This window comes from Candidatus Eisenbacteria bacterium (assembly GCA_016930695.1).
Classification (GTDB): Bacteria; Orphanbacterota; Orphanbacteria; order Orphanbacterales; family Orphanbacteraceae; genus JAFGGD01.
Genome location: JAFGGD010000059.1, coordinates 77,333 through 91,838 on the forward strand (window position 1 = coordinate 77,333; position 14,506 = coordinate 91,838).

Below are 14,506 nucleotides of genomic sequence, written 5' to 3' on the forward strand. Positions count from 1 at the left end.
CTTCTCCTGGCGGGCTACGCCCCCGCCCCGCCCACCACGACCCAGCTCGATATCAACCACATGTTCGTCGCCCTGGACGCGCACATCCTGATTTAAACGACCGCGCGGCGGGGACCGCCGGCCGTGCTCTTCCCCCTTCCCTTCCCGCGCGCCGCCGCGTAACCTGGGGCGGGAGGTGAGCCCCCATGCCTGATCGCAGGGCCGCCGCGGCGGCGGCGCTTCTTCTCGTATCGCTTCTCGCGGCGGAGGTTTTTTTCGCCTTCCGTCCCTCGCCGTCCTATTGGGCGTTCTCGAACGGCGCCGACCTTCCTCTTCTTTTGCGCGCGGCTTGGCTCGCCCTTCTTCCGGCCGCCGCCGCCCTCGCGCTTTATGCCGCCCGCCGTCGTCACGGCGAGCCCGGCATCTCACCAACTCTCCTGCGCGCGGGCGGCGCGCTTGGCGCCCTGGCCACCATCATCGCGATCCTCTTTTACCTTTTTCGTTCGAGCGGCCACTTCATGGGCGACGGGTATTTGGTGCTCACCTTCCTCGAGCGGGACGCGGATCCCCTTCAGTACCGCGCCGGGTGGGGAACGCTGGTGGTGCACCGCGTCTTCTTTCGCGCGCTCCGCGCCCTCGGCGCGACGAACGGCGAAGAACTCTCTTTCGCGATTCTCTCCTCCGCCGCGGGGGGAGCCGCCGTCTTCGCGGCCGTCCGTTTCGCCCGGCGGATCGCCGGCGCGCTCCGCCCCGACCGCCCGGCGCCGGCGGCCGCGCTTCTCATCGCCCTCCTCCTCACCACCGGCGCGATGCAGCTCTTCTTCGGATATGTCGAAACCTACACGCCGGCCCAGTTATACATCCTCCTTTTCGTCGCCGGCGGCTCGGCGGCACTACTCAGCGGCGGAAACCGCGCCGCCGCGGCGGCCGCATTCCCCGCGGCGGTCTTCTTCCACACCGGCGTCGTGATCGCCCTGCCCGCCCTCTTCGCTCTCTTATTAGAAGGACGCCGGGAACGCCTCGCGCGGCTCCTCTTGCGGTTGGTCCACCTCTCGCCCATTCTTCTCTTCCTCCTGCCGCCGACCCTCTCCCAGCTGGACGCGTTCGAGGCGCCCCTCCGCTGGACCGCACCGCCGGAAGCGCTCTATTACTCGCTTCTCTCGCCGGAGCATTTGTTTTATATGTTCAATCTATTCGCCCTCGTCGCGCCGATTCCCATGGCGATCCTGGTCGCCACGATCCGCGGGCGGCGCGCCGCGGACGAGCCCCCCGGCCTTCCCGCCGAGGGTTTCCTCCGCACCGCGGCCCTCTCGCTCCTCGCCTTCGCCGTCGTGATCCGCCCCGGCCTCGGCCCCCGCGATTGGGACCTCTTCTGCTTCTACGCGCCGGCGATCGCCCTCTGGGCGGGAACTCGCCTTCTCCCCATCCTTCCGACGAGGACGCTGGCGCCGTCCGCCATCCTCGCCTGGGGCGCCGGCCTCTTCCTCCTTCTTCCCTGGGTCGGCGGCAACGCCTTCCCCTCCGTCGCCGCCGACCGCGCCGTCCGTTTCACCATCAACGATCCCCTCCACTGGAACGGAGACAAGCCGCGCGCCGTCGGCTTCGCCGGCATTCTTTGGAAGAAGGGGGGGAGGGAGCAGGCGATGCGCCTCTATCGCGAGGCGACGCGGCGGCGCCCGGACTCGCGGCGCGCCCACGCGAACGTGGGAATCGAGCTGTGGGGACACAAAGAGTACGCCGAGGCGGCCGTCCATCTAGAAGAGGCGGTTCGTCTCGATCCCACCATCCCCGCGACCCGCTACTACCTCGGTTCCTGCCGCTTTCATCTTCGCGAAGGGGATTGGGGGGAGAGTCAGTTCCGCTTCGTGCTCGCCCACGATCCGGACGAGCCGTCCGCGGCGCTCGATCTGGGGCGGCTCCTCTATGTACGCAAGGAATGGGCCGAGGCGCGGCATTGGCTCCGGGTCGCCCTCGGCGCCCTGCCCGACGACGCCCGGCTCCACTTTTGGATCGGCCAGGCGAACTTTCATCTCGGGGACCGTGAGGCGGCGGAGAAGCACCTCCGCCGCGCCTACGCGCTGGACCCCGATTCCGAAATGTTCCGGGGGGGCGACACGGGGGCCGAACCGTAGACCGACAGCAAGCCCCCATCCGATCTTTGACATTGACTGTTTCGCGGCGTAAAAAAAAGAGAGCAATCGTCCCGAGGACGACGGTCTGTTCCGGGAGAAGCCCGCGGCCGGCGTCCCGATCGAAAGGAGATGTCGATGCGACGCTTCTACCTGTCCGCGATCTTCCTCTTCCTCCCGCTTCTTCTCTCCGCCTGCGGCGGCGGAAAGGACGAAGGCGGCGGGCGGCGGGCGGCGGATAAACCGGCGCCGAAACTCACGCTCGAGCGCTACGACGGCGGCTTTTTCTCCATCGAACGCCCCGCCGGATGGGAGGTCCTCACCGCCGGAGAATGCGGCACCTTCGCTTTCCTCGTCCGGGATCCGGCCGAACCCCTTAACCGGGTCTTCTATTTCGGCCAGGTCGGACCCGTCTACCTCTCGGCGCAGCAAAAACAGATCGACATCCAGTACATGAACATGGGCGGCTTCCCCGTCGCCTGGCACGAAATGCCGGTGGTGGAGCCTTTCACGCCCGGCGTCTTTCTCGCCGCCTTCCATCAGATCGCCCGCACCGGCGTGGCCCGCGGCTTCATGCCCGCCTGCCCGCGCCTGGACGGCGTGCACATCATCGCCTCTTCGCCGCAGCCCTGCCCTCTACCGGGCGGATCAACGGCGCTGATCCGGGCGCTTTTCTCGGAGGAGGGCCGCGTCGGCGAAGGGCTTTTCCACCTGACCACGGCGCCCTTCATGCCCTTCACCGGCGGACCGGGCGGCGGCAACGGCTACGGCACCCTCTTTACCGGCGTCACCGCGTCCAAGGAAGCCTTCCCGGGCATGGTGGAGTCGCTGGTCCGCTGCGCGTCCAGCTTCACCATTGATCCTTCCTACGTGAACAATTGCATGCAGATGCAACAACGCGCCTGGGCCGGGGTGATGAAGGCGGGGCGTACTCTGAGCGACGCGTCGGACATCATCATGGAGGGCTGGGAGAGCCGGAACCGGAGCGACGACATCCTGGCGGAGAAGCGGAGCGACGCGATCCTCGGCACGGAGAGGCTCTACGACCCGAACACGGGCGATGTGTATTCCTTCAAAAACGGTTTTTTCGATGACTACGACATCCGGCGCGAACAGTACGAGATGAGCGATCTCCAACCGTTGCCGGAGAGCGACCACGACCTCTGGACCCGCGCGCCCCTGGACGGACCGCAAAACATCCGCTGACGGCCGGGGCGGCGCGGGGAAACGGTCAGCGCTCCGGCGGTGATCCGGCCAGCAGCCCCATCCAGAGATAGGCCGCGACGCCGCCCAGGAAGTAGAAGGGGAGGTCGAGGAAGGAGAAGACGGCACCGAGGAGGGTTCTCCCGACGAGGCCGGCGCGGACCGCCTCCAGGAAGGGCGGATGGACGAGTTGCAGGAACTCGAGCGCGCAGGTGGCCGCAGTCACCGCCGCGGCGAGCACGCCGATCCTTCTTGTCCGAAGAATCGCGAAGAAGACAAAACACCAGAAGATCACGTAGAAGGCGCCGGCGAGGCGATCGGCGATCCACGCCGCCCCCGGGCCCGCGTAGAGCTTGCAACCGACGCCGACCGACGCCGCCACGAGCAGGGAGAGCGCGATCGACGCCGCGCCGCCGGGACGAGCGCGTTCGCCCCGTTCCATTGCCTCGCTCGCCGCGACGGGCGCGCTCATCGGAAACCGCGACAGAGAATGAGATCCGTTTCACGCGTCTCGGCCCGCGAGAATAGCGCCTCGTTCCCGTCCGGCGAGATCGAAAACCAGGAGAGAGCGTTCTCCGGCAGCCTCGCGACGATTCTCTGGCTCCCCTCCGCCTCGTCCCAAAAGGCGATCAGTGGACCGCGCCGCGTGAGGAGGGAGAAGTAAATCCCCCCCGGCACCGCCTGCAGGCTCGTCCAATAGGACATCTCCTCCGGTTCGATGAGCCGCTCCCCCTCGCCGCCGCCGGGAGGAAGCCGCCAGATTCCTCCCCGTTCGAAACGCCACACCACGAGGTCCCCTTCCTCCGTTTCGCGAAGGACCATCCCCTCGTGGGGCGCCACCTTTTCACTCGCGTCGCCCTCCGGCCCGTAGCGGCGGATCTCCCATCCGAGGCTGTCCCCCCGCTCGTAGTAGAACGAACCGTCGCGGCGCGAACAGGCGGCGGCGAACACGACATCCGCTCCTCCCTCGACCAGACAGCGCGCATGGGCGCCCCTTTCGTCGATCTCGTAAAGGAACGTGCTGTCGTCCCGCGCAACCGTCAGCACGAGGCGCGTCCCATCGGGCGACCAAGAGGGATCGACCGGTTGGGCGCCCCGGAAACGGGTGACCTGCCTTTGGCCGGACCCGTCGGCGTTCGCCGTCCACACCTCGGTATAGCCGCTCCTCGTCGAGAGAAAGGCGAAATGCTTTCCGTCCGGCGAATAGCACGGAGCCGCGTCGGATGCCGTCGAACGGATCACCGGCTCCGGCTCCGCGTCCGCCCCCTCGCCGAGCGCGAGCCGCCAGATGTCGGCCGCCGACTTGGTTTCCTCATAAACGAGCAGCCCGCCGGGGGACGCGACACTCGGGTGGGCGGCGCTCCTCGCGGTGGTCGGCACGCGGACCACCGCGCCGCCACGCGCGCCGACGCGCAGCAGATCGTAGCCGGTCTTCGCCTTCGCCGCGAAGACGATGTCCCGGCCTTCCGGCGCCCAATCCATCCCCTCGATTCTCCCCTGGGAACGAGTGAGACGGCGCGGCTGCCCTCCCTCCAAGGAGATCAGGTGCACGTCCTGCTGGAAGATCGGGCCGGAGCGGATAAAGGCGATCGTGCTTCCGTCCGGTGAGAAGCGGGGCATGAAATCGCAGCTGTACTGCGGCGTGGGGTTCGTCATCGCGCGGATCTCGCCGGTTTCGATATCAAGTAGGACGATCCGGGGGGGCATCCCCTCTTCCCCCCAGGCGGAGAAGGCGAGCCATCTGCCGTCGGGCGACCAGTCGAGTCCGACCAACGCCGGCCGGAGCGAGTAGAGCGTGTCTACCGCGCCTCCCGACGCGGGAACGACGCAGACCTTCTGCAAGTCGCCGAGCCGCGCGAAGGCGATCCGCGTTCCATCGGGAGACCAGGCGGCGTAGGTTTCGGGAAGAGGGTCGTCGGTAAGACGGAGAGGCGTTTCCCTGTCGAGCGCCTTGACGTAGATATCCGTGTTCCCGCGTTCCTCGCCGTCCCAGCTGAAGGCGACCCGCGTCCCGTCCGGCGAGAGGGCGGGCGCCGTCTCCTTCCCCGGATAACTGGTGAGGGGCGCGCCGCGGAGAACCTTCGGCTCCGGCGATGAGAAGTCGCGAGGGATTAGGAACCAGGCCGCCGCCGCCGCGACGATCGCCACGGGGACCGCCCACCACCACAATCGGCGGCGTTCGGGGGGCGCTTCCGGCGCGTCCTCCGCCCGAACCACCGGCGCGATCAGGCGGTAGCCCCCCTTCCGGATCGTCTCGATGAAGCGCGGATGTTGCGGGTCGTCACCGAGACCGTTGCGCAGCTCCCAAACCGCGCGTCGGAGCGCCTCTTCGCTCGTCTCCGGGTCCCCCCAAACGACGCGCTTCAGTTCGTCGCGCTCCACCACATCTCCGGCCCGGTCGGCCAACCGGACCAGCAGATCCATAACGCGGGGCTCCAGGGAGCGGACCTCGTCCCCGCGCGCGATCTCTCCCGACAGAGGGTCGACCCGCCACTCCTCGATGAAGAAGGGGGAGGGACGCCGGTCCCGGTTCTCTCCCGGGAGCGCGGCGGCGCCCGGAGGGCCTTCTTTTCTCGATTCCCCGTTTTTCAAACGACTATCGCCTCATTTCTCCGCGCGCCCCCCCCAAACGCATTCCGCAGGTTCGCCAAACCGACCCTTCAGGCGGCCCGCGGCGCGCGGGCGTACGATCCGAGTATGCCACAAGGGGACGGCACCGCCCAGTAGCGGATGCAAACCCGGTGGCGGAGGAGCGCAGGCGGGCGCCGATTGTCCCGCGTGCGATCGCCGAAGCCGGGGAATCGCGGCAGGGGAACCAAGCCGAGAAATCCGAACAGGAGGAATCATTCCATGACCTATCGCCACCGCATCTTCGCCCTGCTTCCGGCGGTGATTCTCGTCGGATCGATCGCCGGCGCGGCGCCGGACGGCGCGGACCGAATCGCCCCACAAGACCGGGAATCGATCGGCGCGCGCCTCGCCGAACTCGACGTCCCCTTCATCGAGAACCGAGGGGAGACGGACCCACGCGCTCTCTATTATACGCATACTTTCGGCGGCGACATTTTCGTGACCGAAGGAGGGGACATCGTCTACGCGATCCCCAAGGGAAAAGCGCGATTGGCGCTCCGCGAGCGTTTCGTCGGCGGAGACGGCGCGGCGACGCCCCGCGGTGACGGCGAAGGGGCGGTCCGCGTCCACAACTTCCGTGGTGGGGCGCGAGCGGGCGGGCCGGTTTCCTTCGCCGCCGTCGATCTGGGCGCGATCTATGATGGAATCGACATCCGCCTCGAGGCGCGCGGGCGAAACGTGGAGAAGGTCTTCACCGTTCAGCCCGGAGCCGACGCGGCCCGAATCCGGATCCGCATGGAGGGCGCGGGCGCGCTCGCCGTCCGCGAAGGGGGCGTGCTGTCGGCACCGACGGAGATGGGCGACGTAACCTTCACGCGACCGGTCGCCTGGCAGGAAACGGACGGCCGCAAGGAGAACGTGGAGGTCGCCTATCGCGTCGACGGCGACACCTACGGATTCGCCGTGGGCGCCTACGACCGCTCGCGGCCGCTCGTCATCGACCCGCTCCTCTCCTCCACATTCCTCGGCGGGTCGGACGTGGACGGGATGACCAGCGGCCTCGTCCTGGACGATAGCGGCGATATCTACGTCGCGGCCATGTGCGCTTCCCCCGACTTCCCGACCGTCTACGGCGGCGCGGACACCACATGGAACGGCGGCTCCGATGTTTTCGTGGCGAAGCTGAGCGGCGATCTCACCACACTGATCGCCTGCACGTTCCTCGGCGGGAGCGGCCTGGACGGCCAGTGGCCCGGCCCGAACCTCGCCCGCGACTCGAGCGGCGTCATCTACGTCTCGGGACAAACCGAGTCGGCCGATTTCCCCTTTACCTCCGGCGCGGCGGACAGCACCTTCGGCGGCGACACGGACATCTTCGTCGCCAAGTTGAGCGCCGACCTCTCCACGCTACTCGCCTGCACGTACGTCGGCGGCTCGGCGAACGACTTCACCGAGGGGATCCAAGTGGCGGCGAACGGCGACGTCTGGATCGCGGGAAACTCCAGTTCCTCCGATTACCCGACCACCGCCGGCGTTTGGAGCGAGACCTACCTCGGGCCGGTGGGGGCATACAACGGCGACGGCGTGATCACCCGCCTCGCGGGCGACCTGACCACCGTCACCGCCTCTACCTATTTCGGCGGTGAGGGGACCGACGCGATCAGCGAATTCGTCCTCGATCCGGGCGGCTCGATCTACGTTGCCGGTTATACCTGGACCGGCCAGAATTTCCCCACCACGCCGGACGCCTACGACACCACCTACCACGGCGCGGGTGACTCCTTCGCGGCCCGCTTCGACACGAGCCTCACCACGCTCCTGGCGTCCACCCTTCTCGGCGGAGCCGGGGAGTGGGATATCGCCATCGCCATCACCCGGGACCCGGCGAACGGCGACATCTATTTGACGGGCCACACGGCGAGCTCGACCTTCCCCGCCACGCCGGGCGCCTACGACACGACCTACAACAGCTACCTCTTGAGCGACGCCGGCGATGACGTCTTCATCGCCCGTTTCGACGCCGACCTGGAAGAGCTGATCGCCGCGACCTATCTGGGCGGCCGCAAGTGGGAATCCCCCTGCGCCGTCATCCTCGACGGAACGGGCTATCTCTACATCACCGGAAGCACGTCGTCGCGCAACTTCCCGACCACGGCCGGCGCGTACGACACGGAATACGGAGCAGGCGGCACGACACAGTACTCCGGCGATCTTTTCGTTTGCCGCATGACCACCGACTTGAACACCCTCGCCGCGTCCACCTTCCTCGGCGGGAGCGGCGGCGAGTTCTACGGCTACATGGCCCTCGACCCCGACGGAAACGTGGTGGTCGCCGCCAGCACGGCGGACTCGACGACCAACGACTTCCCGGTCACGACGGGCGCTTACGACGAAACGTACAACGGCGGCGTTCACGACTACGCCGGCGACGTGGTGGTCTGCAAACTCGACCCCCTTCTCCAGGACCCCTGCGTGAGCGTCGACGGCGGGGCGCCGGACCGGGGCGCGTTCCTTTTCGAGAACCGTCCCAACCCCTTCAACCCCGTCACGACGATTCACTTCGCGCTCCCCGAGGCCGCTCCGGTCCGCCTCTCCGTGCACGACGCGGCGGGACGCCTGGTCCGGACCCTCGCCGACGGCGCCTTCTCCGCCGGACCCCACGCTCTCCGGTGGGACGGCGCCGATCGGAACGGGCGGCCGGTCGCCTCGGGGATTTATTTCTCCCGGCTCGCGTCGAAGAAATTCATTCAGACACGAAAGATGGTGTTGCTGCGATAGTCCGGACATCGCATGGCCCGGGCTGAACGTGGTGGGAGTCCGCGGCGACACCGAGGGGGCTCGGCTTCCGGCCGGGCCTTTCTCTTTTGGGGATGCGGGGGGCGCACGCCGATCTCCCGCCGTCACTCGCTCCGCAGCGCCTCCACCGGGTCGACGCGGGCGGCTCGCGCCGCGGGATACGAGCCGGCGAGCAGGCTGACGGCGAGGCCGATGGCGAGGGCGATCGCGGAGAGCCAGAGTGGGGTGGCGAAGAGGTCCGCCGCGGGGAGCCCTTCGCGTTCCATATAGAGGCGGGCGGCGAAGGAGGCGATCCGCGCGACCAACCAGCCGAAGCCGATTCCGGCCAGAGAACCCACCACGCCGATCACGGCGGACTCGACCAAGAAGAGAACGCGGATGTCCCGATCGTCCGCGCCGAGAGACTTGAGCACGCCGATTTCCCGTCGTCTCTCGCTGATGGACATCACCATGGTGTTCACGATGCCGAGGGAGGCGGTGACCAGCGCCACCATCCCCACCGCCGCGAGGGCGAGATCGAAATAGAAGAAGAAGCGGCGCATCTCGGCGAACCGCTCGGCGTAGCTGAAGGCGCGGAAACCGAGCGCGCGGATCGAGTCCCCCACCGCCGCGTGCGAGGCGCGGGGGTCGAGGTCGAGCGTGATCTGGGCGTAGGAGGGGCCCGGCCGCCGCGGGCCGTCGAAGAGGGCGCCCCGGCGGAGCGCGACGAACAGCTCGGCGGGATCCTCGGCGAAAAAGCCGTCCTCGAAGCGGCGCGCCGCCCCCTCGGGAATCAGCAGCGGCGGGATACGGAGGCGCCTCGGGCCGTCGCTCCTGAGAACGCCCGACACGGTCAGCGTGTCCCGCACCGTCTCCCGCGCGTTCAGGAAGCCGTCGAGAAAGCGGGCGGCCGCGTCGCCCGCCTCCCGTCGGAGCACCCGCCGGCGGTAGCCCGGATCGAGGAGCGAGTCGACGCGCACCTCGGCGAGCCGGCGGCCCCGTTCGCCGTCCGGGTCATCGAGAGCGTGAATCATCGCGCTGTCCAAGACCGCGCGCCTCGCCTCGACGATCAGGCTGAGGCCGAGCGCCGAATCGGGCAACCCGATCCCCGCCATGTCGAGGAACTCCTCGGTCACCAGCGCCTCTTTCGCTTGATCGTCGCCCGGAGGCGTCCCCGCCGCGAGCCGCGTGTACATGCGCGTCCGCGCCGCCTCCGCCGGGAGCGCCTGCGCCTCGGCGGTGAAGACCGAATCCGCCGTCCGCACCGTGACATCGACCCCCTGAAAGGGATAAGCGAGGCGGACGCCCGGCAAGGCGGCGAGACTCTCGAGGGCGGCGGCGTCCAGAAAGGGCCCCTCGCCCTCCTCGTTCTCCGCCGGATAGACGTGCATGGTCTGGAAGAGACCGAGGCTCTCGGCCTGCTCGTTGAAGGTGCGGCGGTTTCCCGCGCCGAAGGAAAGCATCGCGACGAAGGCGCCGACGGCGATGATCACGCCGGAGAGGGTGAGGAAAGTGCGGAGCTTCATGCGCCAAAGATTGCCGATCGAAACGCCGAGGAGGTCCGCCGCGGTCATCGTCCCGGCCCTCCATCGTCCCTGATTCGCCCGTAGCGCATCGTGACGACGCGGTCGGCGATCCGTCCCGCCATCTCCCCGTCGTGGCTGACCAGAACCACCGCCAGTCCCCGGTCACGCGCCCCGGAGAGCAGGTCGGCGATCGCGCCGGCGTTCTCCCGGTCCAGGTTTCCCGTCGGTTCGTCGGCGAAGAGCGCCTCCGGTTCCTTGACGAGCGCGCGGGCGGCGGCCACGCGTTGTTGCTCGCCTCCGGAAAGGTCGGCGGGGCGGTGGTCGATCCGGTCGGCGAGCCCCAGACGTTCGAGCGACTCGGCGGCGCGACGGCGCCGCTCGCGGCGCGTTACGGGAAGGAAGAGGAGCGCCGCCTCTACGTTCTGCAGCGCCGTGAGGTGCGGGATCAGGTGGAAGAACTGGAAGATGATACCGACGCGGCGGGCGCGGTAGGCGGCCAACTCACGGCGGGAGAGCGAACCGAGGGGCCGTCCCTCCACCTCGATCCTTCCGGCGGTGGGCGTGTCGAGCCCGGCGAGAAGATTGAGGAGCGTCGACTTCCCCGAACCGGACGCGCCGGTCACGGCGAGCAGCTCGCCGCGGCCGACCTCCAGATCCACGCCGTCGACCGCGCGCACCGTCTGCGGACCCCGGCGGTAGTAACGCCGGACATCCGCCGCGCGTATCCAACAATCCCGCAAAGCGTCCCTCCGCCGGGCCGGCCCGGCGCCGCCACTTTACGCCCCCGGCGCCCCTTCGGACAAGAGCGGCGGGAGTCATGGGAAGACATGTGTCCTTTCTCCGAAGACGCCGCACGCCCCCCGCCCGTTTTCGACCCGTTTTCCCTCGTCCCCGCGGTGTTCTCCCTCCCGCCTTTTCCCAAACGACGCTCTCCGGTACAATCAGTCGGGCGACACACACCGACACGAAAGCGAGGACCCATGAACGCCGAATCCCGGAGCGCGCCGTCCGGTGCCCTGAGGGGAGTCGCCGCCGACTACCACCAGGGCCTCGTGAACCTCTTCACCTGCCCCCGCGAGATCTGGTTCGCCTTCGCCATCAAGGTGCTGGAGAGCCTCTGTTATTTCTCCTCCGTCCTGATGTTGATGATCTTTCTCACCCAGGACATGGGCCTCTCCGACCAGGTGGCGGGAACGATCTTCGGCGTCTTTTCGGCGTCCATGTCCTTCTTCATGCTCTTCGTCGGATTCATCGCCGATTCCCTCGGTATCAAACGGGCGCTTCAGGTGGGGCTTCTGATCGCGCTGGCCGGCCGGGTGGCGATCACCTTCACCACCCATCCCTGGGTCATCTACCCCGGTCTCTTTCTCCTCTCCGTCGGCTTCGCCTACATGATTCCGTTGATCGCCGCGTCGGTGAAACTCTTCTCCAACAAACGGGCGCAGAAGTACGCCTTCTCCTGGTACTACGTGGTGATGAACATCGGCTCGCTGGCGGCGGGCCTCGTCCTCGACCCGATCCGCGCCCGTTTCACCGAGGTCACGCGCTTCGACGTCGCCGGTCTGGAACTCCTGGTGCGCCCCTCCCAGATCATCTTTCTCGTCGGCGTGATCGCCACGCTCGTTTCGCTCGTTTTGGTGACCTTTTTCGTGCGCGACCGGATCCCGAGAGAGGAGTTCAACGAGGAGGAAGCGGAGGAGGCGAAGAGGAAGCCGGAGCGCGCCGCCGGCAAGCCGCGCGAGTCCATCTGGGCGATCATGAAGGAGGTGGCCAGGGAAAAACGTTTCTGGATCTTCATCGTTTTCATCATGCTGCTCGTGCTCGTGAAGATGATCTTCCAGTACAACCACTCCCTCTATCCGCTTTATATGGAAAGAATCGGGTTCCGGGAATGGACGGGGCGCCTCTACAGCATCAACCCGGCGATCATCATCTTTCTCGTGCCGGTCATGACGGCGATCACGGGCAAGATGCGCGCATACAACGTAATCCTCGTCGGCTCCTTCATCTCCGCCGGATCGGTCTTCTTCATGGGGCTCGGCGAGAGCATCGCCCTGATCGTCTTCTACCAGGTGGTCCTTTCCATCGGCGAAGCGATCTACTCACCGCGAATCTACGACTACACCGCCACCATCGCTCCGCCGGGGAGGGAGGCTTCCTACATGGCCTACTCCAAGGCGCCGATGTTCTTCGCCAAGGTCGCGGCGGGGCCGATCACCGGCATTCTCCTCGCCCACCTCTGCTCCCCCGACGGCCCGCGGAACACGGAGCTGATGTGGATCATCGTCGGCGCGTCGACCATGCTCTCTCCGCTCACGCTCTGGTTGGGTCGCCGTTGGCTCGACGTGGAGTACCGGGAGCGGCACGGGGAAAAACTCTAGGGGCGCGGAACGACCGCGAAATAATAATAAGGGGGGCGCGCGGAATCCGCCGCTACCGCGCCTCTCCTCCGCAATCGGGACGCCCCTCCTCCTGTTCCACCGGCTGGAACCATACATGTCGGTAGCTGATGGTGATCTCTTCGCCGGGCTTGATCGCCCGCTTCGCGACGAAGACGATTTTCCGCGGCCGGATCAGCCGGATCACCGTGGCGTTTGAATGCGAGGAGTGGTTGTAGAGGCCGCCGTAACCGAGGGCGACGGCGCCGCGATGGGTGGTCCATTCGAAGACGTAGTCGCCGAGCACCGTCTCCAGAAGGACCCGGTGGAGCCGCCGCCATTCGCGGTCCAGCCCCTTGTTCGGCGTGAGCAGCTTCACCGGGGCGCATTCGATGATCTCGGACTCCTCGATCGACGCGACCGCCGTGACGCCCAGCCCCTTCCCCGCGATCTGCCGCGGCCTCGCTGCCGGGGAGATGTAGTAGTCGGGGATCATCCCTTCCCGAAAAACCGGCCGATCCCCCCGACCGGACGATTCGTTGTCGACATGCATAAACATTCTCCGAACCCGGGGACACGCGCCCGTTTCCCCTCGATCGAATCCCCTACCGCTTCACCAGCTCCACACGCCGGTTTTTTGCGCGACCCTCCTCGCTGTCGTTCGGTGCTACGGGCCGGGTGAGGCCGTATCCGTCCGAAACGAGGCGCTTCTCGTCCACCCCGAAGAGAAGGATGTAGCGACGGACCGTGTCGGCGCGCCTGCGTGAAAGATCCAGGTTGTGCTCCGCGGTTCCCTGGTTGTCCGTATGCCCCTGGATCTCGATGGACAGATCCGTATATTGAAGCATCAACTTCACGATTTCGCCGAGCGGCTCCATCGCCTCCGGCTTCAGATCCGCCTTGTCCGTGTCGAAGAGGATGCCGTAGACGGCGATCCTCCCGTCCGCGTCCAGGCGCCGCTTGATCTCTGCGGCGCTGAACGTGAGTTTCTTCTCGAAGGGTTGCTCGTCCACGATCCACAGGGAATAGGCGCCGTCGGAAGCCTCGGCGTAGCACCAGGAAAGGCCGCCGTCGTCCCGGGGCACGGTGAAGGTGAGGTAGCCGTTCCAGGAATCGTCGAAGTGGATTTCCCCTCCCTTCTCCCGAGCGGCGCTTTTATAGTTCTCCAGGAACTCCATCTCCGATACCGATTCGTCCAGCTCGCCTGATCCGTCGAGCATTTCGTAGTACAGATACCAGTATTCCCCCTTGACCGGATGGGTCGTCTTTTCGCCGGTCTCCGGATCGGTGACGGGGAACTCGAAGGCGGAGAACGCCTCATGCTCGGTGTACTCGTCGCGGCAGACAGCGCCCGGGTAGGGCCGAATGAAAGTGTGTTCCGTCGTTTCGGACGCCGCGGCGACCGCCGCGGAGGCCGCGATCAACAGGAACGCCGCGAGCCGCGCGGCGCGAGCGGGTCGTCGCATATTCTTCCCCCTTTCCGATCCCGTTCCGGACCAAGCCGTGTCCCAGGCTATTCCTTCCTCCGCCTCTCCCTCAAGAAGGAAATAAAGTCGCCCGGCGAAAGGGAATGGAGAAAGACACCCCTAGTCATCGCTACCGCTTCCGCCTCCTCCCCGGACGGCCGGCGTGATCCTTCGAGGAGAAGGGGCGGGACGGGGATTACCTCCCTTCCGCCGCCGGGCTCCCTCTCGGAGCCGTCAGGGCTTCTCCCTCCCCGCCATCCTCTCCGCCTTTTCCCCGGACGGACGGCGTGATCCTTCGAGGAGAAGGGGCGGGACGGGGGCCCCCATCTCTCGAGGTGCGTGAGAGATGGCCGCGCGAGGTCGCACCCTTGTGGGAACTCCGTGGCAATCATGAACCCACCCAGGGGGCGGCACGCCCCGGACTCCGAGAGGGATTACCCGTCCGTCCTCCTTCCCACACCGTGCCCCGAAGGGAGACC

The 14,506-nt window shown here is 67.2% G+C and carries 10 protein-coding genes; 4 read left to right on the forward strand and 6 right to left on the reverse strand.

What is annotated here, in order from left to right; translation table 11 throughout:
• The first annotated feature begins 185 nt into the window (after positions 1 to 185).
• Positions 186 to 2,111 (forward strand): tetratricopeptide repeat protein, encoded by a 1,926-nt coding sequence (locus JW958_14550; protein MBN1827472.1) that lies wholly within the window; start codon positions 186 to 188, stop codon positions 2,109 to 2,111.
• 135 nt (positions 2,112 to 2,246) lie between these two features.
• On the forward strand, positions 2,247 to 3,314 hold the full coding sequence (locus JW958_14555) for a hypothetical protein (GenBank protein MBN1827473.1): 1,068 nt from the start codon (positions 2,247 to 2,249) through the stop codon (positions 3,312 to 3,314).
• A 25-nt stretch (positions 3,315 to 3,339) separates the two neighbouring features.
• Here the strand turns inward: JW958_14555 and JW958_14560 are convergent, their stop codons facing one another.
• The gene (locus tag JW958_14560) at positions 3,340 to 3,753 is read right to left on the reverse strand and encodes a DUF2809 domain-containing protein (GenBank protein MBN1827474.1); all 414 of its coding nucleotides are present in this window, start codon (positions 3,751 to 3,753) and stop codon (positions 3,340 to 3,342) included.
• A gap of 26 nt (positions 3,754 to 3,779) precedes the next feature.
• Positions 3,780 to 5,903 (reverse strand): PD40 domain-containing protein, encoded by a 2,124-nt coding sequence (locus tag JW958_14565; protein MBN1827475.1) that lies wholly within the window; start codon positions 5,901 to 5,903, stop codon positions 3,780 to 3,782.
• A 258-nt stretch (positions 5,904 to 6,161) separates the two neighbouring features.
• On the opposite strand from JW958_14565, the gene JW958_14570 reads away from it, so the two are divergent.
• Positions 6,162 to 8,660 carry a hypothetical protein gene (locus JW958_14570; protein ID MBN1827476.1) on the forward strand — a complete coding sequence of 833 codons (2,499 nt, stop codon included), beginning with the start codon at positions 6,162 to 6,164 and terminating at the stop codon, positions 8,658 to 8,660.
• A gap of 122 nt (positions 8,661 to 8,782) precedes the next feature.
• On the opposite strand, the gene JW958_14575 is transcribed toward JW958_14570, so the two are convergent.
• On the reverse strand, positions 8,783 to 10,231 hold the full coding sequence (locus tag JW958_14575) for an ABC transporter permease (GenBank protein ID MBN1827477.1): 1,449 nt from the start codon (positions 10,229 to 10,231) through the stop codon (positions 8,783 to 8,785).
• Positions 10,228 to 10,923 (reverse strand): ABC transporter ATP-binding protein, encoded by a 696-nt coding sequence (locus JW958_14580; GenBank protein ID MBN1827478.1) that lies wholly within the window; start codon positions 10,921 to 10,923, stop codon positions 10,228 to 10,230. The genes JW958_14575 and JW958_14580 overlap by 4 nt, the downstream gene beginning before the upstream one ends.
• Before the next feature lie 240 nt (positions 10,924 to 11,163).
• Between JW958_14580 and JW958_14585 the strand changes: the two genes are divergently transcribed.
• Positions 11,164 to 12,564: an MFS transporter gene (locus JW958_14585; protein ID MBN1827479.1), complete on the forward strand. Its 1,401-nt coding sequence runs from the start codon at positions 11,164 to 11,166 to the stop codon at positions 12,562 to 12,564.
• A 52-nt stretch (positions 12,565 to 12,616) separates the two neighbouring features.
• On the opposite strand, the gene JW958_14590 is transcribed toward JW958_14585, so the two are convergent.
• Both JW958_14590 and JW958_14595 read right to left on the reverse strand, forming a co-directional pair.
• The gene (locus tag JW958_14590) at positions 12,617 to 13,114 is read right to left on the reverse strand and encodes an SET domain-containing protein-lysine N-methyltransferase (protein MBN1827480.1); all 498 of its coding nucleotides are present in this window, start codon (positions 13,112 to 13,114) and stop codon (positions 12,617 to 12,619) included.
• A 52-nt stretch (positions 13,115 to 13,166) separates the two neighbouring features.
• Positions 13,167 to 14,027 (reverse strand): OmpA family protein, encoded by an 861-nt coding sequence (locus JW958_14595; protein MBN1827481.1) that lies wholly within the window; start codon positions 14,025 to 14,027, stop codon positions 13,167 to 13,169.
• Positions 14,028 to 14,506 lie beyond the last annotated feature (479 nt).

What these genes read in the sequence shown, in the direction of transcription:
- JW958_14550 (MBN1827472.1), top strand. Translation starts at nt 186, where the DNA reads ATGCCTGATCGCAGGGCCGCCGCGGCGGCGGCGCTTCTTCTCGTATCG.
- JW958_14555 (MBN1827473.1), top strand. Translation starts at nt 2,247, where the DNA reads ATGCGACGCTTCTACCTGTCCGCGATCTTCCTCTTCCTCCCGCTTCTT.
- JW958_14560 (MBN1827474.1), bottom strand. Translation starts at nt 3,753, where the DNA reads ATGGAACGGGGCGAACGCGCTCGTCCCGGCGGCGCGGCGTCGATCGCG.
- JW958_14570 (MBN1827476.1), top strand. Translation starts at nt 6,162, where the DNA reads ATGACCTATCGCCACCGCATCTTCGCCCTGCTTCCGGCGGTGATTCTC.
- JW958_14575 (MBN1827477.1), bottom strand. Translation starts at nt 10,231, where the DNA reads ATGACCGCGGCGGACCTCCTCGGCGTTTCGATCGGCAATCTTTGGCGC.
- JW958_14585 (MBN1827479.1), top strand. Translation starts at nt 11,164, where the DNA reads ATGAACGCCGAATCCCGGAGCGCGCCGTCCGGTGCCCTGAGGGGAGTC.
- JW958_14590 (MBN1827480.1), bottom strand. Translation starts at nt 13,114, where the DNA reads ATGCATGTCGACAACGAATCGTCCGGTCGGGGGGATCGGCCGGTTTTT.
- JW958_14595 (MBN1827481.1), bottom strand. Translation starts at nt 14,027, where the DNA reads ATGCGACGACCCGCTCGCGCCGCGCGGCTCGCGGCGTTCCTGTTGATC.